Below are 20888 nucleotides of genomic sequence, written 5' to 3'. Positions count from 1 at the left end.
TTAGCACTGCAATTTTGGATTCGGATAATTGTCTGATTGGTCTTCTGAAGTGTTTTCCAAGCAGGTGAAATCTTTTTCCAATAGTAAGTGAAGCTGATTTCCATTGGTAAGAACAACCCGGTTTTCAAATCCAACGGTATCGGAATCAAACCAATGGATGCCCATATCTTTGGGTACCTTCATGATGATGGTGTTCTCAAAAAAGCTTGCCTGTAATTCCGTGATTGTTGGTTCCAATTGTACTTCGTAGACAAAAGTGGTCTGCTCAAATTCGGTGGTTTCCATTACCGAACCTGTTTCGGACAGTTGCTTTACTTCAGACTGTGTCAACCGGAACCGTACGGAATTTCCTTTGATGCGAATTTTCATGGATTTCTGGCCTATTGGTTTCCCTAAGGTACGGTATTCCTATTTATTTGTTGGGACTGAAAAGTTTTTTGCTGGTTTTCATATCGGCATATCTGGGATCGGGGATATAGCTTTCTTTTTGCATTTTGATGACTTCAATACTCGGAAAGCCAAATTCTTCCACCACCTTGCCATAGAATCGGTAGATTCCTTTGCCCCTAAAAAAGTATTTGGCGGCAACAGGGGGGAAGAGCAACGTGTCGAACACTTCACCGTGTTGATCTACCAAGGTGGCAAAATGCATGCGTTTGCCATTATGGGTGGATGTATTTTTTACGGTGACCAGATACCCATAAATGTCGATGTGCTTGTTGAGGTAACGATGCAGATCTTTTTGTCCATTGGTATTTTTGGGAGGTTCCGCTAATAGGTCAAACGGACTGCACAAACAGAATCCCAAGAGTTCCAACTGGTCAAAGGCAGCTTCCAAGGATGTGGTATGCAATTTTGGAATTTGAAATCCCTGATGACGGGGCGGAAAAAGCTTCGGGTGTTCCAATCGGTCATTTTTGGACAGCATCAAATGGGCCTTCCATAGCAGTTCGTGTTTGTTGATTTCCGTAAAACGAAAGGCATCAATCCGAATAAGGATGGCCAATTGTTCCATCGAAATAAAGACACGGTCCAGAAAATCTTCCAATGAAGCAAATCCCCCATTTTTGTATCGTTCCTTAATGATGCGCTCCATGACCCTGTTTTCCAGATCCCGGAGATACATCATTCCCAGATAAATGTGACTCCCATAGATTCGGTTGACCGCCACGCTGTTGTTCACGCAAGGAGGGTGTATGGTGGCGCCCATCATGCGGGCATCATGGATGTAAAATTCAGGGCGGTAGAACCCTCCTCCATTGTTGAGCACGGCCACCGAATACTCCAAAGGGTAGTAGGCCCTTAAAAATAGGCTTTGGTAACTCTCCACGGCATAGGAGGCAGAGTGTCCCTTGGCGAAGGCATAGCCTGCAAAACTGGCCACTTGGTTCCATACCTCAAAAATGATTATGTCCGAATAGCCTTTTTTTCTGCAGTTGGAAATGAACTTGTCCTTTACTTTTTGGAACTCTTCCCGTGAACGAAATTTACCGCTCATCCCCCTGCGGAGGACATCGGCCTCACCCAAATCCAAATCCGCAAAATGGTGGGCCACTTTGATTACATCTTCCTGATAGACCATAACACCATAGGTGTCCGGCATAATGTTCAGCATCACGGGGTGCGCTTTTTCCTCGGCACGTCCTTTGTTGCGATGACGAAGAATATATTCCCGCATCATGCCACTTTTGGCCACCCCGGGGCGAATGATGGAACTGGCCGCCACCAACCCCAAGTAATTGTCTACTTCCAGTTTTTTGAGCAACATGCGCATGGCGGGCGATTCCACATAAAAGCAACCCATGCACTGGGCAGTTTTAATGAGGTTGTTGATGGTTGCATCGGCCTTAAAACCCTTGATGTCGTGGATGTCGATTTCTTGGTGTTTTTCCGGTTGATTGTAGGCGATAATTTCCAAGGCCTCTTTGATTTTCCCCAATCCACGCTGACCCAAAATGTCAAACTTGTACAGGCCCACATCCTCGGCGATGACCATATCGTATTGTGTAGTGGGGAATCCTTTTGGGGGAAGATGGGTGGCCGAAAACCAATGCAATGGCTTTTCACTGATCAGGATTCCTCCGGCATGAATGCTCAGATAATTGGGTTTTCCTTTTAGGAGCAATCCATACTTGAGGACTAATTTGGAAATGCTGTCCAGCTCGTCATAGTTGTACCTGCCTTCTGAAAGAAAATCAATCTCATGGGGTGGAAGTCCGAAGACCTTTCCCAACTCCCGAATCACCCCCCGTTCCTTAAAGGTAACGTAGGTGCCGAGCAGGGCGACATGCTTGAATCGCCCAAAAATATATTCGGTCATGGCTGGGCGGTCCTTCCATGAAAAATCGATGTCAAAATCAGGTGGATTGGCCCGGTACAGGTTGATGAAACGTTCAAAATAGAGGTCGAGTTCCATGGGGTCCACATCGGTGATGTGAAGCAGATAGGCCACTATACTGTTGGCACCACTACCACGGCCCACGTAGTAGAATCCCCTTCGGCGTGCTTCGGAAACAATGTCCCAATTGATCAAAAAATAGGAGACAAAGCCCATTTTTTTGATGAGCTGCAATTCTTTTTCCAATCGGGTCTTGATGGAATCATCCACATTTTCATAGCGATACGGAAGGCCTTCGGCACAGAGGTTCTCCAAGAGCTGTTCATCTTCTTCCACACTCCCCAAAAACGTTTTCAGATTTTGGGGCTTCCTTCCCTTTGAAAAATCAAAATGAATGCTACAACTGCTGAGGATTTTTTCCGTGTTCTCCAGAATAAAGGAAACTTCGGAAAAGGCGGCTGCCAAATTTTGGATGGGATACATTTTTTCATCCTCGTTGGCCTCTTCCTCTTTGGAGAGCATGCTCAACAACACATTGTTGTCAATGGCCCGAAGCAATCGGTGGGCATTGAAATCCTGTTTATTCCTGAAGGTGACGGGCTGCTGCACCACCAGTTTATGCTTTAGGTTGACCAACCTGGAAAAGGGCAATCGGCGAAGGTCTTTGATGGAAATCCCCACAAATTCATGCTCCGAAAAATCGTCCAAGTCATGCAACAAAACTTGCTCAAAAGGATAGATGACCAGAGCATTTTTAAAAGAGGGAGCCTGTTGCGGGATTTTCAATTGGTGATGAAGGTGGTGCGATAGAAAGTTGTTGAGTTCCAGGTATCCTTCATTGTTTTGGGCAATCCCAATAAAACAAGGATTGACACCATTCCTAAAATCGATGCCCAAAATGGGTCGGACCCCAAACTCGGGTGCTTTCCGAACAAAATTTAAGCATGCGGAGGTGTTGTTGATGTCGGTGAGCACCAATTGGGTCACATGGTTTTGCTGGGCCAATTGCAATAGCTCCACCTCCGAGAAAGTCCCGAACCGTAGACTGTAATATGAATGGCAGTTTAAATACAATCGTCAGTTATCAATTATCAATGTTCAACTATGAGGTCGAGCTGTCATATCGAGCGCAGTCAAGATGTGAGACCGACATGTGAGTTTTGAATTCAAATGACCTCTCGACTGCGCTCGAGGTGACAAGAAATTACTGTTTCCGATGTGCCAAAACCACAGGGGGTTCCCCATTAAAGGGATTGTGCATGCTTCCAATAGTCTTGGCGCCCATAGCGGAAGCACGCAACACACTTCGGCTTCCAAACCGGTTTCGGACATAGTCCATGGCATGGTAGAGGTTCAAGGTCTCTTCGGTGTCCTCAAACAGATTGATTTGGTAATTCCCGGATACCAGATGACTGAATCGAATCCCGATGAGTCGCACCAACATCCGCTTGTTGTACAGACCATTGAACAAATCCAAAATCTTTGGGATGAGCACGTGGTCGGCACTGGTATAGGGGATACGGAGCTGCTTGGAATAGGTGTTAAAATCGGAATACCGGATTTTTACGGCAATACAGGCCGTCAATTTATCCCCACGACGTAACTGATAGGCCAAATTTTCGGTCATGGCCAGCAAAATGCCCCTCAATTTGATGACATCAATGGTGTCCCGGTCAAAAGTCCGTTCCGTGGAGATGGATTTTCTATCATGAAAAGGAATCACGGGGGTGTTGTCAATACCGTTGGCCCGTTTCCAGATGACTTGACCGTTGGCGCCCAATACACGTTGCATAATGTCCATGGGCATTTCTTGGATGGTCTTCACCTGTCGTATGCCCAAATTTCTGAGGGTTTGATAGGTTTTATCACCCACCATCGGAATCTTTTTGATGGAAAGCGGGGCTAAAAAAGATTTTTCCAGGCCAAAATCGATTTTTAGCTGATTGTTGGGCTTGGCCTCATTGGTGGCCACTTTGGAAACCACTTTGTTCACCGATAATCCAAACGAAATGGGCAAGCCCGTTTCCCGAATGATTTTCTGTCGCATTTCCGTGGCGTATTTGTAGCAGCCAAAGAAGCGATCCATCCCCGATAGGTCGGCATAGAATTCATCAATGCTGGATTTTTCAAAAAGCGGAACATGTTCTTTGATAATGTCGGTGACCACATCCGAATACTTGCTATAGGTGCCTGCGTTGCCTCGAATCACCACGGCCTCCGGGCAAAGTTCCTTTGCCATTTTCATGGGCATGCCCGAATGTACCCCAAAACCCCGGGTCTCGTAACTGCAAGCGGCTACCACGCCACGGTCACTGGTGCCACCCACCAAAAGTGGTTTGTTTTTGAGCTCTGAATTGATAAGTCGCTCCACGGAAACATAAAATGTGTCCAAGTCCAAGTGTAAAATGGTCTTTTTCATTGTTTAGTTGAAGAGGAAAGCTAATTTATGGAAATATTACTATAAAATGGATATAATCCATAAAATAAATATGAACAACTCCAGCGGCTATTTTTTTAGAAAAATCACATATCTTTGTCCTGTTGTGTTGGATTCCAGTCGCGATGATTGGAATCAGGTTGAAGCATCAGCCGATGCTCGCCAATGAAAGGCTTTCCGTTTGGAAGGCTTTTTTTGTTTGCGGTGAGGAAAAGACAGGTATAGATGTCACCTCGAGCGCAGTCGAGAGGTCTTACTGTCTACGGTCACGACTTTGCTAGCCCACAGATGATAACCTGTTTGTGCTGATTTGTGCAATTCGTGTCGAACTATTATCCTGATAAAGATTCTTTACGTAGTTCTGAATGACAATTGGATTTCTCAATCGTCACTATGCTCCTCATTTCGAAATGACATGCGGCTCATTTTTATAATGATGGAGTTATTACAAACCGACCAAAGAGAGTGTGAGAAATGTCCAAAAAGGTATTCGCTTAGGGGCACGACTTCGCTCGCCCCCACAGATGATAACCTGTTAGTGAAAATTTGTGCAATTTTCGTGTCAAACTTTCACACTACTCAAAATGAGAATTCCGGATAATGCCTTTCAATAAATATTGTGGGCTACATAGTGCATCAAGGAAGCGGCCAGTTTAGCCGTTTGTCCATCAATGTCGTAGGTAGGGTTCATTTCGGCAATGTCCAGACTGATCAACTTTCCAGAACCTATGATCGTTTTTAAACATTCCAAAACAATATGGGGGGTAAAGCCCATGGGAGAGGCAGCACTTACCCCTGGTGCATAGGCCGATGAAAACCCGTCCAGATCAATGGTCACGTACACATGGTCCACATTTTTAACGAAGGCATTGATCCATGTGGTGATTTCCTCCAAAAATGGGATTTGGAAGGTGTCAATAAGAATGTAATTGGCCTTAAGGTCGCGAGCGGTTTCAAATAGGATACGGTCGTTTGCGTCCTTGCGAATGCCCAAACAGAGATAGTTGAAATCAATATCTTCCTTTTGGCAATCCTTGGCAATCTGGTAAAAAGGAGTCCCCGAATTGTTTTGCTCCGTGTTCTTTCGAAGGTCAAAATGCGCATCAAAGTTGATAATGCCAATGGTTTGGTTCCCACCCTTTGCATCCAAATGGTTTTTGATGCCCTTGTAATGTCCATAAGCCATATCGTGACCACCTCCCAAAACAATGGGGAACTGTTTTTTTGTCAAAAGGGAAGTGACGACATTGGAGAGGGCTTCTTGCGCAGCCTCCATATCACCATCGGTACAGCTGATGGAACCTACATCCTGCAATAATACATGACTGGCCAGATGATTGGGCATTTTGCCAAAACTACTTTTAATGGTATCTGGACCGTTCACTGCGCCAACCCTACCTTGATTACGACGGATTCCTTCATCACAGGCGTAGCCCAAAAGGGCAATCGATTTTTTATGGGGTTCCGAAAGTTCGGTCAAGGGAGTGCAATGTACCTTTTCATGTAGGTACAACCATTTGTTGGAAACCCTGCCTGTCCAAAGATCTATTTTCGGGGAGTCGTAGTACTTCATCGCATTAAAAAAGATGGTCCAAAATATCCGGTTGAACCAGATGGGGTAAAGTTACTTTTAAATTTGGAGTTCGTTTCATTTCTCGTTCAATGGCAAATCTTGCTTCTTTGTTTCTGGCCCAACTTCTGCGGGAAATCCCATTGTTCACATCAAAAAACAACATTTTCTTCAAGCGGATGGAAGCTTCTTCGGAACCATCGAGCACCATTCCGAACCCACCGTTGATGACTTCGCCCCAACCAACGCCTCCGCCGTTATGGATGGAAACCCAAGTAGCGCCTCTGAAACTGTCGCCGATTACATTTTGAATGGCCATGTCGGCGGTGAACTTGCTGCCGTCGTAAATATTGCTGGTCTCCCTAAAGGGAGAATCGGTTCCACTGACATCGTGATGGTCGCGACCCAATACCACGGGAGCACTGATTTCCCCATTGGCAATAGCCGTGTTGAATGCATCGGCAATTTTGCTTCGTCCCTCGGCATCAGCATAAAGGATTCGCGCTTGAGAACCGACCACCAATTTATTCTGTTCCGCTTCCGAGATCCATTTGATGTTGTCCTGCATCTGCTGTTGGATTTCTTCGGGAGCTTCGGATTTTATCTTTTGCATCACCTCAAGGGCAATGGCATCAGTTTTTTGAAGATCCTTTGGATTGCACGAGGTACACACCCAACGGAATGGGCCAAATCCGTAATCGAAACACATGGGTCCCAAAATATCCTGCACGTAGGACGGATACCTAAAGTCGATGTTGTTTTCAGCCATCACATCACCGCCCGCTCGGGAAACTTCCAACAAAAAGGCATTGCCATAGTCAAAAAAGTAAGTGCCTTTGGCGGTGTGTTTGTTAATGGCATTGATTTGTCGGCGTAGCGATTCCTGTACTTTTTCCTTGAATGCTTCGGGATTGTCTACCATTAAGGTGTTGGATTCCTCAAAAGAAAGTCCAACGGGATAATAACCACCCGCCCAAGGATTGTGTAAGGAGGTTTGGTCTGAACCTAAATGAATGAAAATGTCCTCTTCGTAAAAACGCTCCCAAACATCTACCACATTACCGATGTAAGCCAAAGAAACCACCTCTTTATTTTTTACAGCTTCTTTGGTGCGAACCACCAATAAATCCAAATCCACCAACAATTCATCTACCCAACCTTGATTGTGACGTTTCTTGGCAGCTTCGGGGTTGACTTCCGCACAAATGGTAATTCCACCTGCAATATTTCCGGCTTTAGGTTGTGCACCACTCATGCCGCCCAATCCAGCAGTCAAGAAAATCTTGCCTTCGGGGGATTCGTTTTTCTCCAATACTTTTCGGAAAGCATTCATGACTGTAATAGCCGTTCCATGGACAATGCCTTGTGGACCAATATACATATAGGAGCCAGCCGTCATTTGCCCGTATTGAGTGACCCCAAGTGCGTTGAAGCGTTCCCAATCGTCAGGTTTGGAGTAGTTCGGAATCATCATCCCATTGGTGACCACGACTCTTGGTGCTTCTTTGGATGATGGAAAAAGTCCCATCGGATGCCCAGAATACATGTTCAAGGTCTGTTCTTCAGTCATTTCCGCCAAATATTTCATGGTAAGCAGGTACTGTGCCCAGTTTTGGAAAACCGCTCCATTTCCTCCGTACGTGATGAGTTCCTCGGGGTGCTGAGCCACGGCTGGATCTAAATTGTTTTGGATCATCAACATAATGGCTGCTGCCTGATGAGTTTTCGCTGGATATTCTGAAATAGGTCGCGCATGCATTGTATAATCGGGTTTGAACCGATGCATGTAAATGCGGCCATAGGTTTTTAGTTCTTCGGCAAATTCGGATGCGAGTTCCTTTTGCCATGCCTCGGGAAAATAACGTAACGCATTTTGAACAGCCAGTTTTTTCTCCTCCTTGGACAGAATATCTTTCCGTTTTGGAGCTGGATTCCCGTTTTTGGGATATGGTTTTTTAGCTGGAAGTTGCTCAGGGATCCCTTGTAATATCTGTTGCTGAAATTCAGTCATGATTCAAATTTTAGTGGATGGGTGTTCCTTTTTTCCAGACTTCGCTAGGTCTCAATTGCCCTTGGTGATAGGTGATTTCTTGATAGTTGTCCGTCGGGAAAACCACAAAATCTGCCTGTGCACCCGGTTCGAGTTTTCCTCGGTCCGCCATTCGTAATGCCGCGGCCGCCCTAAAGGTGATTCCGGAAAGCACTTCGGTGTTCGATAGTTTTTCAAACGTCCCCAAAATACTGGCTTGGGTCAACAGGTCGCCCATTGGGGCAGAGCCTGGATTGTGATCGCTAGCAATGGACAAAGCACCACCTGCATCCAAAATTCTGCGAGCAGGCGTATAGGCACATCCCAAACCGATGGATGCCCCGGGCAAAGCTGTCGCAATGGTATTGCTCTTGGCCAATAATTGGATTTCTTTTTCGGTGCTGGCTTCCAAATGATCGGCACTCACGGCATCAAAATCTACGGCTACTTGACTACCTCCTACGGTGAATTGGTCCGCATGTACTGTGATATCGAATCCCATTTCCTTCGCTTTTTGAAAATAGGGTTTGATTTCCTCCGGAGAAAAAGCACTTTCTTCTACAAAGGCGTCTACCCGATGGGCCAAGTTTTCTGCTTTGATGATGGGGAACAATTCGTTGATGATTACGTCCAGATAATCTTTGTCTTGATTCCAATCTTTCGGCTTCATGTGCGCCGCCAAACAAGTTGGGACCAAAGTAGCGTTGGAGGTTTCATTGGCCTGTTTGATGGCACGTAGCATTTTTAGTTCTTCATCAACAGAAAGACCGTAACCGCTTTTAACCTCGATGGTTGTGATTCCGTTTTTGAGGTGCTTTTTACTTCTGGAAATGATGTCTTTCACTAACTCTGCCTGTGATGCTTTTCGGGTTTGGGTCACCGTGTCCCAAATACCACCGCCTGCTTTGGCAATTTCCAAATAGGTTTTTCCGGCATTTCGGTAGGCATAGTCTCGTGCACGGGTTCCACCAAAGCAAATATGGGTGTGGGAATCCACAAACCCTGGTAAGCAAACATGGTCACCTTCGATGTGGTGCACATCGACATCACCAGATTTTAAGTCATCAAAAGCCCCAACCTCGAGGATTTTCCCATCAGCAACCAAAATACCCCCATTTTCGATGATGGGCAGTTGCTCGTCTTTGAGTGCTCCCTTTAAAGGGAGTCCTGTCATGGGTAGCAATTGGGCAAAGGGTCCTATTAATAGTGGTCTGTTCATTTTAGTATGTTTCAAATTCGTCGAGATGTGGTGCGTCCCAAGTCAGTTCTTTTTCTTTCATCACCGACTCTACCAAATCAATGATTTCGTGGTTTTGGATAATTTCGATTCCTTTTTCGATGTCATCTGCAAAAACGCGGTCGTTTTCGGCAAAAGCGACCTTGGTTCTAAGGAATGTGTGGATTTCATCCAACACAATCCCCGATTTTAAGGGTTTTCTGTACTCGAATGCTTGGGCAGAGGTCAATAATTCTATGGCAAGGATTTTTTCGACGTTGTTAATAATATTGAGCGCTTTTCTACCACTGATAGACCCCATACTCACATGGTCTTCCTGTCCCAAAGAGGTGGGAATGCTATCGGAACTGGCGGGGAAACACAAACTTTTGTTCTCACTGGCCAAGGCAGCAGTAGTGTACTGCAAGATCATATAGCCGGAGTTTATACCCGTATCGTTCATCAACAATTTGGGAACTCCGGGACTGTTGCCCTCAAGGGCCAAATAGATGCGTCGGTCTGAGATATTTCCAATTTCCGAGGCGGCCAGAGCGGCATAATCCAAAGCCATGGCCAAAGGCTGCCCATGGAAATTCCCACCGCTGATGGTGAGTTCATCATTAATGATGACAGGATTGTCGGTAACCGAATTGAGTTCGACTTCCAATAATTCTTTCAGGTGTAACCAAGCATTTCGTGATGCTCCATGCACCTGTGGCATGCAACGAAGTGAGTAAGGATCTTGCACTCGTTCACAGTCAATATGGTCTTCCAAAATCTCGGAGCCTTGAAGTAAGGTTCGGATTCTACCCGCCACATGTTGGTTGCCTTTAAAAGGACGTAACTCATGCAATTCTTTGAAAAATGGTTTCATGGAACCTTGTAGCCCCTCAAGCATCATGGCGCCGATAATATCGGCATGTCGTAAACAATGTTGCAATTTATATACCACCATTACCCCATGCGCGGCAATAAATTGGGTTCCGTTGATTAAGGCAAGTCCTTCTTTTGGACCCAAATCGAGGGGTTTTAATCCCGTTTGTTTAAAAAGTTCTTGGGTGGAGATGGTCCTTCCTTGGTATTCCACCTTGCCCAAGCCTATCAATGGCAAAAATAAATGGGAAAGTGGGGCCAAATCTCCGGAAGCCCCAACCGAACCTTGGGAGGGAACCACGGGAATGGCATCGTTTTCCAAATGCCAAAGCATCCGTTGCAAGGTGGTTTCGGCAATGCCTGAAAACCCTTTGGCCAAGGCATGGATTTTAAGGATCAGCATAATTTTAGCCAATTCTTTGGAGATGGGTTCGCCGACACCAACACTATGACTCTGGAGTATATTGGACTGTAGGATTTTGGTGTCGGCTTTGGATATCTTGGTGTTGCACAAAGGACCAAACCCCGTGTTGATGCCGTACACTGTATCACCCTTTTCCACAATACGCTGTACCCGCTCGTAGCTTGCGTTCACATTTTTTAGGCATACTTCGGAGAAAATACCTGTAATAGTGCCATGAGCCAAACCCAAAGCTATGCTTGCGGTTAAATGGTCCTCACCAAATTGAAATGTTCGGTCTATCGCCATGTTTTTAAATTGGTTTACTAACAGATTGTCTGCAATTGTTAATGGTGAAGTGTCACTTCGAGCGCAGTCGAGAAGTTATAGGACCCAATGTCTTAAAAGTGAGGTCTCGACTGCGCTCGACCTGACAACTTTTTGTTTACATGATACATCATTGTTATTCAAAAGTATAAATTAGGTTTAATAATTACCAATACTTATTTTTGTAATAATCAATAAGTATGAATTATCAAATAGAACTTCGACATTTCATTTATTTTTTGGCTGTGGCCGAAGAACTCCACTACAGAAAAGCGGCGGAACGGTTGTTTATCTCCCAGCCAGGTTTGAGCACGCAAATCAAACAAATGGAGGGGATATTGGACACCCAACTTTTTGTGAGGGACAAGAAAAAGGTGAGTTTGACCCAGGCAGGGGAGTTTTTAAAAAAAGAGGTTGAATTTATCCTCAATCATCTGGAACAAACCAAAAAACAGGTAAAACTCATTGGGGATGGACAATTGGGAGAGGTTCGCATCGGTTTTTTGGGTTCCGCCATGCAAAATGTGGTGCCGAACTTATTATTGGGGCTGAAAGAAAAGTATCCTACCGTACATACCACCTTGGAAGAACTTTCCAACCGGGCGCAAATCAATGCGATATTGGCCGATCGATTGGATTTAGGTTTTGTACGATTGTCACGCGTGCCCAAGGGGCTGGATGTAAAACCGGTTTTTGAGGATACCTTTTCTTTGGTGTTGCCTGAGGACCATTCTTTGGATGAATCGAGTTTCAAGAATATTGATCAAGTAGCCGATGAGGATTTTATTCTTTTTTCCCAAGATTATAGTCCTATGTACTACGATACGGTACTGAGTATTTGCGAGGATAGTGGGTTTGTGCCCCATGTTTCCCATAAATCGGTGCATGCGCAGACCATTTTTAAACTGGTGGAGAATAAATTGGGGATTGCCATTGTGCCCACAACGCTTCAGCATGGTTTTCAAATGAAGGTGAAGTTCATAGAAATGAAGAACATAAAGCAACGAGCCATATTGAGCATGGTCTGGAAGACCGATAATAGAAATCCTGCACTTCAAAAATGCATGGATTTACTTATGAAATTATGATGGGAACAATTTGGAACGTAAATTTGAAATTCGTCAATTCGAGTGATTTTTGGAGTGAAACGAAGAAAATTGTATCGAGAATTGTAATTGGTATTGAAACCCAGTTCTCGATACTTTTCCTAAAGGAAAAACTCGAACTGACTTAAAGTTTTGAAAAGAAGAAGGATTTAATTTTTATAAACATGATTTTTGATTTGATCAAACAGAGAAGGAGTATTTTCCCTCCACAATATATTGATAAGCCCATTCCCAAAGAAACCCTGGAAAAAATCTTGGAAGCTGCCAATTGGGCGCCTACGCATAAGAAAACAGAACCGTGGCGCTTTAAGGTATTGACAGGGGATAAGAAGCAAGAGTTGGGTATTTTTCTTTCCAATAAATATGAAGAAACGGACCCAAATCCAAAGCAAATAAAAATTAAAAAGTTGCAATTCAATCCATCCAATTCGGGAGCGGTGATTGCCATTTGTATGCAACGAGATCCCAAGGAGAGTTTGCCCGAGTGGGAAGAGATTGCCTCCGTAGCCATGGCCGTCCAAAACATGTGGTTGTGTTGCACCGAATTGGGCATTGGCTGTTATTGGTCTTCTCCCGGACTTATTAAATACATGGATGAATTCTTCAATTTGAATGACGGAGAACAATGTTTGGGCTTTTTCTATATGGGCCATTATGAAGGAGATGTGGAACCTTCCGGTAGAACTCCAATTACAGAAAAAGTGGAGTGGTTGGATTAACTGAAAGTGAAAATATCACCCGCATATTTTACGGCAATGTAGACATAGAATATGGCGTAGAAAACAGTCAAGACCAGTTTCATAAAGGTGCCCGTTAAAAATCCCAAAAACGAACCAAATGCCGCCTTAAGGGCGGTTTTTTGGTTGGCCTTGTTCAACAATTCACCCACCAAAGCACCGATAAAGGGCCAGATAATGATTCCGAATGGGCCAAAAACGGGAAAAACGATGGCTACCAACAATCCAACAATGGTACCCCACATACCTGCCTTACTACCGCCAAATTTTTTGGTTCCCATGGCAGGAATCACGTAGTCCAATACGGTAATGGTGATGGCTATGACAAAAGTAACTCCAAGTATCCACCAATTATCGGGGACAGCCTTGGTTAGATATAATAACAATAGTCCAACCCAACTAACAGGAGGACCGGGGAGCACAGGCAAAAAGCTGCCCAATATCCCAACCAGCATCAGAACAAACCCCAAAATCAATAAGACAATATCCATGGTATGGTGTTTATGGTTAGACAAATGTAGGGCACAATTGTTACAAAGAAAATGGAATAAAACCGACTTGGTAAAGATTTCGTAAGTAGATTTGAAACCCAGAAAGCAATGCTTTTGAAACCGATACCGACATATTCCAAATCCAGACTCACACGAGCAAGCTGCCTTACACTATGCCTTTTTTATTTGGTGGGACTTTTTAATGGACTCGTAATTGAAGTATTGCACGAAGCATCCCATGCTCTGGATGCCGGCACCCATCAACATGGGAATGAGGAACACCATAGCTTTTTTGCAAATCATCAAACCATTGACTATTCGTCCTTGGAGGCCATGGCGGGCCACTCTCACGAAGCTTTGGAGGCCTTAAAGGATTTATTGGAGGCCAATCAGCCTGATGAACAAAAGTCGAAAGATGAAGTCCTTTTTAAATTGGATAAACATTTTGTTGAAGAAGCCCGTATTACATCGGAAATAAATACGCTGCAAGTCAATGATAGAGATTGGGCGTATCAGGGCATAACTTCTTTTTGGCGCCAAAGTGTGATTACGCCTCCTCCTAAATATTGCTGAAAAAGGCTAGGCCAAATTTTTGAGAACAGGTTCCAATCTTCTTTGGAACGGGTCTAGTGTTTCCATAGTTCAGATCTATTTATATAAATCAAATTAAAAAGACAACGACATGAAATATTTTATGGCGGTATGTTCCCTATTTGTCATGGGGGCAATTGCCGCGCAAGATTATAAGGGTCAATTGGTAACTGACGATGGCTCCCCGTTGGAAGATGCGGGCATATTCAATAAGACCAATGGCCAACACAGCCACACTGATAGTACCGGACATTTTGTTCTGGACCGCACCTCGGTGAACGACACCATTTATTTTTCGCGTTTGGGTTATGCCACCCAAACTAGGGTAGTGAATGCTCAAGATTTACAGCAACCCGTTCGGATCGTGCTCAATGAAAGTTCCATCTCCTTGGACCAAGTGGTTTTGGTTTCGGAGGTAAATGCCTTGAGCCGTTTGGTGGATGTGGATGTAAAGACCGACCCCGTGAAATCATCCCAAGAAATCCTGCGAAAAGTCCCTGGACTGATCATAGGGCAACATGCCGGTGGTGGTAAGGCCGAGCAAATTTTCTTGCGCGGTTTTGACGTGGATCACGGGACCGATGTGGCCATCAATGTGGACGGGATGCCCGTGAACATGGTCTCGCATGCCCATGGTCAGGGGTATGCCGACCTTCACTTTGTAATTCCCGAAACCATTGAAAATGTCAACTTTGGCAAGGGGCCATATTATATGGAGCAAGGTGATTTCAACACGGCCGGTTATGTGGATTTACGGTTGAGAAAAAGTTTATCAAAGAGTATGGTGTCCACCGAAGTGGGACAGTTTGATACGCGACGGTTTCTGGGGATGTTCAATATTTTGGAGCAAGGGAATAGCAGTGCCTATTTGGCCTCCGAGCTGTATCTGACCAATGGCCCGGTGGAATCGCCACAGAATTTTAATCGCCTTAATATTTTGGGAAGATACCGCTACGCCCTACCCGGCGATCAGGAGTTGTTGTTGACCGCTTCACATTTTCAAAGCAAGTGGGATGCCTCGGGACAGATTCCGCAGCGAGCCGTTGATCAAGGATTGATAAGTCGTTTTGGCTCCATTGACGATACCGAAGGCGGACAGACCAGCCGGACCAATTTTGTGGTGAATCACAATAAAAATCTAAACGATGGGAAATCGTTCAACACCATGGCTTTTTTGTCGCACTACGATTTTGAACTGTACTCCAACTTTACCTTTTTCTTGGACGACCCAGTGAATGGAGATCAAATCAAACAATATGAAGACCGCATGATGTTGGGGGCCAGGACCATATTTAAAAATAATACGGCGCAATTAGGGTCCACCAATTTCAAGTATCAGGCAGGAGTAGGATTTCGGTACTACAATGTGGATGACAATGAACTTTCGCACACCTTGAACCGGCAAGAGCTTTTGGAGCGTTTGGCCTATGGTGATGTGGATGAAGTAAATACCTATGCGTTTGCCGGGGCAGCATTCAAATCCGGGAAATTTACATTCGAACCTGCCTTACGGTTGGATTATTTCAAGTTCGATTATGTGAACAAGCTCAGTGAGCTGTATGATAACCGAAGTGAGGAAAAAGTGGCCTTCAGTCCCAAGTTCAATACTATTTTTAGCCCAACGGCAAACACCCAGTTCTTCCTCAAAACAGGAATGGGGTTCCATTCCAACGATGCCAGGGTCGTAGTGGCCAATGAAGGCGAAGATATTCTTCCCACGGCCTATGGCGTGGATTTGGGAACCATCCTAAAGCCTGTGGACAGGCTAGTATTGAACGCTACAGTTTGGAGTTTGTTCTTAGATCAAGAGTTTGTATACGTGGGCGATGCCGGTGTGGTGGAACCCAGTGGCAAGACCCGTCGATTGGGATTGGAAGTGGGGGCCAGATACCAACCTTTTGAGGGACTCTATCTCTATACCGATGCCAACTATACCCATGCCAGAAGTACGGAAGAGGCCGATGGGGAAGATTATATTCCCTTGGCCCCGGATTTTACCGTGGCAGGTGGATTTACAGCAGGAATGGACCAAGGGTTTTCAGGGGGGCTCAACTACAGATTTGTGGACGACAGACCCGCAAACGAGGACAATTCCATTGTGGCCGAAGGCTATTTTGTGACCGATGCCACCCTGAACTACGGTCTCAATAATTGGACGTTCAGTATAATTGTGGAAAACCTGTTTGACTCAGAATGGAACGAAACCCAATTTGCTACTGAGAGTAGACTGTTCAGTGAACCTAGCCCCGTGGAAGAAATACATTTTACCCCGGGAATGCCTTTTTATCTTCGAGGGAAGGTGAGTCTGGCTTTTTAAAATCTGTTTAAAAGAATAATAGGGAGAAGCCCTGAAATGAATTTCAGGGCTTTCGCATTTTACCGTCCTTCGTTAAAAAGTCGTAATTTCAGCCAAATTCTCGGGGCTGTTATGCAGAAGTACATGTTGTTATCCTTTTTTGGTTTGCTGGTTTCCTGTGAACTCTTTATGTCCAAGGAAGAACAGACCCAGAAAGTGGTCAATGAAAAACTACTGGCCATAGACTGGAACGATGTGGACCAATACCCTCTTTTCGAAGATTGTGATGAAATGGCCACAAAACCTGTCCAGCGGGATTGCTTTCAAAGTGTGATGTTGGACTATTTTTCCGAAGCGCTCTCCGGTTTGGAATTTCAGGTGGATAACGATATGAACGATACGGTCTACATTGATTTTCTCATTGATGAACACGGTTTTATCTCCGTGTTGAACGTGGAGGAAAAGAACACCGTGCTCAATGAAATATCGGATTTTAACTTACGGGTCTCCGAACGCTTGAACGATTTGACCACCGTGGCACCGGCCCTAAAACAGGGAAATCCAGTTGGTCTTCGATTTAGGCTACCTTTGGTACTAAATACCCAATAACGATTTGGCAACAGAAAAAATCATTTTAGGGATAGACCCGGGAACCACCATCATGGGGTTCGGGATCATCAAGGTCGTCAACAAACAGATGCACTTTGTGCAGATGAACGAGTTGATGCTCAAAAAATATGACGATCCCTACACCAAACTCAAACTGATTTTTGAACGCACCTTGGAACTCATCGACACCTACCACCCCGATGAAATAGCCATTGAAGCCCCATTTTATGGAAAGAACGTACAGTCCATGCTCAAATTGGGCCGTGCACAGGGTGTGGCCATGGCCGCTGGGCTTTCCCGACAGGTCCCTATCACCGAGTACATGCCCAAGAAGATAAAAATGGCCATTACCGGAAACGGAAACGCCAGTAAGGAGCAAGTAGCGCGAATGCTTCAAAGTGTCTTAAAATTAAAATCACTTCCCAAAAACTTGGACAGTACCGATGGTTTGGCCGCGGCTGTCTGTCATTTTTACAACGAAGGTAGGGTGGACGTTGGGAAAAGTTATACAGGCTGGGAGGCTTTCATCAAACAAAATCCAGATAAAATTAAGTAACAGTCTACAATGACCAATTAATAATACCCAAATGGACTTACTTTATGAAAAACGAAAATCCTTTATTGGAAAAATCTTATGATTTTGCCTTGCAGACGGTCAGTTTGTACAAGCGCATAGTAGCATCAAAAAAAGAGTTTGTGCTGTCCAAGCAAATGCTGCGTTCTGGAACATCCATTGGAGCAAATATCAGTGAAGCCAATGGGGCCATTTCCACCGCTGATTTTTCGGCGAAGATTTCAATAGCCTATAAAGAAAGTTTGGAAGTGAAATATTGGTTGTCCCTCTTAAAAGATGCCGATTACGTTACTAAAACAAATGCCAATATATTGATTGCGCAAGCTGATGAACTATCGAAAATCATGTTCTCCATCCTAAAAACCACAAAAAGGGCGAAATGATCATTGTAAATTGTTTATTGTTAATTGACAATTGATGTCCGGGATATATCTTCACATACCTTTTTGTAAACAAGCATGCCATTACTGTGATTTCCATTTTTCTACCCAATTGGGAAAAAAGGAAGCCATGGTACAGGCCATTGCCAAGGAATTGGTGTTGCGGAAATCGGAGGTCGATGATGTCGTGGAGACCATCTATTTTGGAGGAGGTACCCCCTCGGTGCTTTCCAATGAAGAGATTGAATTTCTGATCCAAACCGTATACGACCATTACAAAGTAATGGACCAGCCCGAAATCACCTTGGAAGCCAATCCGGATGATTTGGTGTCATCTCGAGCGCAGTCGAGAGATTTCTTTTCAACATATAAAAAGTCGGGGGTCAATCGCCTCAGCATCGGCATACAATCTTTTTTTGATGAAGACCTGAAACTGATGAACCGGGCCCACAATGCCTCCGAAGCCGAAAAATGCATTCAAGAGGCCACTGAATATTTTGACAACATCACCATCGACCTGATTTACGGCATTCCGGGAATGGATAATGACCGATGGAAGGCCAACATCCAAAAAGCCCTCGATTTTGGATTGCCTCATATTTCCAGCTATGCATTGACGGTGGAGCCACGGACCGCCCTCCAAAAGTTTATAGAAAAAGGCGTGGTGCCCAATGTAGACGATGAACAGGCCCAAGAACAGTTTTATATTTTGGTGGATACCTTGGAAGCCCACGGTTTTGTGAACTACGAAATTTCCAATTTTGGAAAACCCGGTTTCTTCTCCAAAAACAATACAGCGTACTGGTTGGGGAAAACCTATGTGGGGGTAGGTCCGTCTGCCCACTCGTTTGATGGCAAAAACCGAAGTTGGAACATCCAAAACAACCCTATCTATATTAAAAAAATTACCGAAGGGATATTGCCCCTAGAAATCGAGACCCTTTCCCAAACCGACAGGTACAACGAGGCTGTGATGACAGGCCTGCGCACCATTTGGGGTGTTTCTTTGGAGAATATTGAAAAAGAATTCGGGCCTGACTACTTGGACTACCTTAATCAACAAGCCCAGAAATACATTGAGCAAGGCTTGTTACAAATAGCAGATGGAAAACTGCTGGCTACTAAAAAAGGAAAGTTTTTGGTGGATGGGATTGCGTCCGATCTTTTTATGGTTAACTTGGAAAAATGATTGCAACCATAAAATACAATTCCAAGAATTACAAGATAGATTTGGCCAACCCCTTGGATATTTCCATTCCCCTGACCGGGAAGAAAACCAATGTGAACGCATGGTATTTGGGTCCGCCCAAGATCGAGGCCCATCAAGAAGGGGATTTTGTGGGGAGTGTGGCCCAAGGGGCACCGGTAAACTTTAACGATATCTGGTTCAACCCGCATTCCCATATTACCCATACCGAGTGTTTGGGCCATATCACCGAAGCGTTCCATTCCATCAATCAAAAGCTTAAAAGGTTTTTCTTTCTGGCCGAAGTCATCACGGTGGCCCCGGAACAGCAGGGAGACGATTTTGTCATTTCCGAAAAGCAGCTCCAATACGCCTTGGGCAACAAGAAAAGGGAAGCGCTGGTCATTCGTACCCTGCCCAATCTTGGGGATAAGCGTTCCAAACAATATTCAGATACCAACCCGCCATACCTTTTGGAAGAAGCGGTGCAGTATTTGGTGAAAAAGGGAGTGTACCATCTGTTGGTGGACCTTCCCTCGGTGGACAAGGAACGGGACAATGGAGAATTATTGGCGCACAAAGCCTTTTGGAATGTGAATGGGAAGCAGAGAAAATCGGCAACCATTACCGAGTTCATCTATGTGCCCAACACCGTATTGGACGGCACCTATTTTTTGGACCTTCAGGTGGCCCCTTTCGAGAATGATGCCAGCCCCAGCAGGCCCATTTTATATAAAATTGAAGACTAGTGAGAACAACCTTAAAATTGGAAGAGGTGATGATGTTCATTTTGGGCATCTATCTTTTCAGTCTCTTGGATTACGCTTGGTGGTGGTTCCTGGTCTTGATCTTGGCCCCGGACATTGGTGCGCTGGGCTACCTTTTTGGGAACAAGGTAGGGGCGTTTGCGTACAATTTCTTTCACCATAAGGGAGTGGCCGTTTTGGTATATCTGCTGGGAAGTTACTTTTCAATACCTTTATGCCAGCTCATCGGGATCATCTTGTTTTCCCACTCTGCCTTGGACAGGGCCTTGGGCTACGGATTAAAATATGAAAAGGGGTTTAAGTTTACCCATTTGGGTGAAATAGGGAAAAAGAATGGGTGATATCATCGACGTATTTCTTGGATTGATACTGGGAGCCATACTCATGTATTGGCTGTTCTCGCTATTCCGGAAGAAGAGAAGTAAAGAACTCACCAAACAGCAGTCCACCGTGTTGCTGGACAAGATTAGGAGCGTCTGCAAACTGGTTTCTGTGGAAGGGGATTTCGCCGAAATCTACCATTACGAAAACACCAAAGACCGATTCATGAGCCTGTTGCGAAGCAAAAAAAAGGCACTGATCGTGGTCAAGGCAAAGGCACATATTGGGTACGATTTGACCAAATTGGACCTGAAGGCCGATACGGAGAAGAAGCGCATCATTTTAAATAATTTTCCAGAGCCCGAAGTGCTTTCCATTGAGCCGGACCTGCAGTTTTATGACATTAAAAATGGATTGTTCAACAGCTTTTCGCCAGATGATCTTACCAAACTCAATCAAGAGGCCAAGGAACACATCAAACAGAAAATTCCGGAAAGTGGATTGATGGATACCGCTCGCAAAGAAGCGTTGCAGGCCGTTCTTTTGGTGGAAAAAATTGTGGAGACCATCGGATGGAGATTGGACTACTCCGCTTTGGAAATCTCCAATAGGGAAAAACACTTTTTAGAAGAATAACAGT

General features: G+C 44.8%; 19 protein-coding genes. 11 read left to right on the top strand and 8 right to left on the bottom strand.

Annotated features, from left to right (window positions below):
* The 7 genes from EZV76_RS00265 to hutH form a co-directional block, all read right to left on the bottom strand.
* Positions 1-369 (bottom strand): DUF7009 family protein, encoded by a 369-nt coding sequence (locus EZV76_RS00265; RefSeq protein ID WP_136564604.1) that lies wholly within the window; start codon positions 367-369, stop codon positions 1-3.
* A gap of 43 nt (positions 370-412) precedes the next feature.
* Positions 413-3412, bottom strand: a complete 3000-nt coding sequence (locus tag EZV76_RS00260) for a DNA polymerase III subunit alpha (protein ID WP_136564603.1) — start codon at positions 3410-3412, stop codon at positions 413-415.
* 130 nt (positions 3413-3542) lie between these two features.
* Positions 3543-4757: a DNA polymerase IV gene (gene dinB, locus EZV76_RS00255; RefSeq protein ID WP_136564602.1), complete on the bottom strand. Its 1215-nt coding sequence runs from the start codon at positions 4755-4757 to the stop codon at positions 3543-3545.
* Positions 4758-5382: 625 nt separating this feature from the next.
* Entirely contained in the window at positions 5383-6348 is a 966-nt protein-coding gene (gene hutG, locus EZV76_RS00250; RefSeq protein ID WP_136564601.1) for a formimidoylglutamase, read from the bottom strand.
* A gap of 4 nt (positions 6349-6352) precedes the next feature.
* Positions 6353-8356, bottom strand: coding sequence for a urocanate hydratase (gene hutU, locus EZV76_RS00245; protein ID WP_136564600.1), 2004 nt, complete (start codon positions 8354-8356; stop codon positions 6353-6355).
* Between the two features lie 10 nt (positions 8357-8366).
* Entirely contained in the window at positions 8367-9593 is a 1227-nt protein-coding gene (gene hutI, locus EZV76_RS00240; RefSeq protein WP_136564599.1) for an imidazolonepropionase, read from the bottom strand.
* A gap of 1 nt (position 9594) precedes the next feature.
* Positions 9595-11172 carry a histidine ammonia-lyase gene (hutH, locus tag EZV76_RS00235; RefSeq protein ID WP_136564598.1) on the bottom strand — a complete coding sequence of 526 codons (1578 nt, stop codon included), beginning with the start codon at positions 11170-11172 and terminating at the stop codon, positions 9595-9597.
* Positions 11173-11390: 218 nt separating this feature from the next.
* On the opposite strand from hutH, the gene EZV76_RS00230 reads away from it, so the two are divergent.
* Positions 11391-12278, top strand: coding sequence for a LysR substrate-binding domain-containing protein (locus EZV76_RS00230; protein WP_136564597.1), 888 nt, complete (start codon positions 11391-11393; stop codon positions 12276-12278).
* A gap of 182 nt (positions 12279-12460) precedes the next feature.
* Positions 12461-13015, top strand: coding sequence for a nitroreductase family protein (locus EZV76_RS00225; RefSeq protein WP_136564596.1), 555 nt, complete (start codon positions 12461-12463; stop codon positions 13013-13015).
* Here the strand turns inward: EZV76_RS00225 and EZV76_RS00220 are convergent.
* Positions 13012-13524 (bottom strand): DUF456 domain-containing protein, encoded by a 513-nt coding sequence (locus tag EZV76_RS00220; RefSeq protein WP_136564595.1) that lies wholly within the window; start codon positions 13522-13524, stop codon positions 13012-13014. The two genes, EZV76_RS00225 and EZV76_RS00220, sit on opposite strands and share 4 nt — an antisense overlap.
* Before the next feature lie 108 nt (positions 13525-13632).
* Between EZV76_RS00220 and EZV76_RS00215 the strand changes: the two genes are divergently transcribed.
* The 9 genes from EZV76_RS00215 to EZV76_RS00175 all read left to right on the top strand — a co-directional run bounded on the left by EZV76_RS00215 (position 13633) and on the right by EZV76_RS00175 (position 20884).
* On the top strand, positions 13633-14097 hold the full coding sequence (locus EZV76_RS00215) for a hypothetical protein (RefSeq protein WP_136564594.1): 465 nt from the start codon (positions 13633-13635) through the stop codon (positions 14095-14097).
* Positions 14098-14206: 109 nt separating this feature from the next.
* Positions 14207-16432 (top strand): TonB-dependent receptor, encoded by a 2226-nt coding sequence (locus EZV76_RS00210; protein WP_136564593.1) that lies wholly within the window; start codon positions 14207-14209, stop codon positions 16430-16432.
* A gap of 111 nt (positions 16433-16543) precedes the next feature.
* The gene (locus EZV76_RS00205; protein WP_116217105.1) at positions 16544-17020 is read left to right on the top strand and encodes a hypothetical protein; all 477 of its coding nucleotides are present in this window, start codon (positions 16544-16546) and stop codon (positions 17018-17020) included.
* 4 nt (positions 17021-17024) lie between these two features.
* Entirely contained in the window at positions 17025-17576 is a 552-nt protein-coding gene (ruvC, locus tag EZV76_RS00200) for a crossover junction endodeoxyribonuclease RuvC (protein WP_136564592.1), read from the top strand.
* A 44-nt stretch (positions 17577-17620) separates the two neighbouring features.
* A complete protein-coding gene (locus EZV76_RS00195) occupies positions 17621-17977 on the top strand; it encodes a four helix bundle protein (RefSeq protein WP_136564591.1) in 357 nt (118 codons plus the stop codon).
* Between the two features lie 34 nt (positions 17978-18011).
* Positions 18012-19163: a radical SAM family heme chaperone HemW gene (gene hemW / locus EZV76_RS00190; RefSeq protein ID WP_136564590.1), complete on the top strand. Its 1152-nt coding sequence runs from the start codon at positions 18012-18014 to the stop codon at positions 19161-19163.
* Entirely contained in the window at positions 19160-19909 is a 750-nt protein-coding gene (locus EZV76_RS00185; RefSeq protein WP_136564589.1) for a cyclase family protein, read from the top strand. The genes hemW and EZV76_RS00185 overlap by 4 nt, the downstream gene beginning before the upstream one ends.
* Positions 19909-20268 (top strand): DUF4260 domain-containing protein, encoded by a 360-nt coding sequence (locus tag EZV76_RS00180; RefSeq protein ID WP_136564588.1) that lies wholly within the window; start codon positions 19909-19911, stop codon positions 20266-20268. Before EZV76_RS00185 ends, EZV76_RS00180 begins: the two co-directional genes overlap by 1 nt.
* Positions 20261-20884, top strand: a complete 624-nt coding sequence (locus EZV76_RS00175) for a DUF4230 domain-containing protein (protein WP_136564587.1) — start codon at positions 20261-20263, stop codon at positions 20882-20884. Before EZV76_RS00180 ends, EZV76_RS00175 begins: the two co-directional genes overlap by 8 nt.
* The last annotated feature ends 4 nt before the right edge of the window (positions 20885-20888 follow it).

The sequence above is a fragment of the Flagellimonas alvinocaridis genome (assembly GCF_004916895.1).
Lineage (GTDB): Bacteria > Bacteroidota > Bacteroidia > Flavobacteriales > Flavobacteriaceae > Flagellimonas > Flagellimonas alvinocaridis.
The sequence above is the reverse complement of the archived record's forward strand: the minus strand, read 5'-3'. Positions and strand labels throughout refer to the sequence as shown.

Coding starts and splice junctions, on each gene's coding strand:
- EZV76_RS00265 (WP_136564604.1), bottom strand. CDS start 369: ATGAAAATTCGCATCAAAGGAAATTCCGTACGGTTCCGGTTGACACAG.
- dinB (WP_136564602.1), bottom strand. CDS start 4,757: ATGAAAAAGACCATTTTACACTTGGACTTGGACACATTTTATGTTTCC.
- hutG (WP_136564601.1), bottom strand. CDS start 6,348: ATGAAGTACTACGACTCCCCGAAAATAGATCTTTGGACAGGCAGGGTT.
- hutU (WP_136564600.1), bottom strand. CDS start 8,356: ATGACTGAATTTCAGCAACAGATATTACAAGGGATCCCTGAGCAACTT.
- hutI (WP_136564599.1), bottom strand. CDS start 9,593: ATGAACAGACCACTATTAATAGGACCCTTTGCCCAATTGCTACCCATG.
- hutH (WP_136564598.1), bottom strand. CDS start 11,172: ATGGCGATAGACCGAACATTTCAATTTGGTGAGGACCATTTAACCGCA.
- EZV76_RS00230 (WP_136564597.1), top strand. CDS start 11,391: ATGAATTATCAAATAGAACTTCGACATTTCATTTATTTTTTGGCTGTG.
- EZV76_RS00225 (WP_136564596.1), top strand. CDS start 12,461: ATGATTTTTGATTTGATCAAACAGAGAAGGAGTATTTTCCCTCCACAA.
- EZV76_RS00220 (WP_136564595.1), bottom strand. CDS start 13,524: ATGGATATTGTCTTATTGATTTTGGGGTTTGTTCTGATGCTGGTTGGG.
- EZV76_RS00215 (WP_136564594.1), top strand. CDS start 13,633: ATGCTTTTGAAACCGATACCGACATATTCCAAATCCAGACTCACACGA.
- EZV76_RS00210 (WP_136564593.1), top strand. CDS start 14,207: ATGAAATATTTTATGGCGGTATGTTCCCTATTTGTCATGGGGGCAATT.
- EZV76_RS00205 (WP_116217105.1), top strand. CDS start 16,544: ATGCAGAAGTACATGTTGTTATCCTTTTTTGGTTTGCTGGTTTCCTGT.
- EZV76_RS00195 (WP_136564591.1), top strand. CDS start 17,621: ATGAAAAACGAAAATCCTTTATTGGAAAAATCTTATGATTTTGCCTTG.
- hemW (WP_136564590.1), top strand. CDS start 18,012: ATGTCCGGGATATATCTTCACATACCTTTTTGTAAACAAGCATGCCAT.
- EZV76_RS00185 (WP_136564589.1), top strand. CDS start 19,160: ATGATTGCAACCATAAAATACAATTCCAAGAATTACAAGATAGATTTG.
- EZV76_RS00175 (WP_136564587.1), top strand. CDS start 20,261: ATGGGTGATATCATCGACGTATTTCTTGGATTGATACTGGGAGCCATA.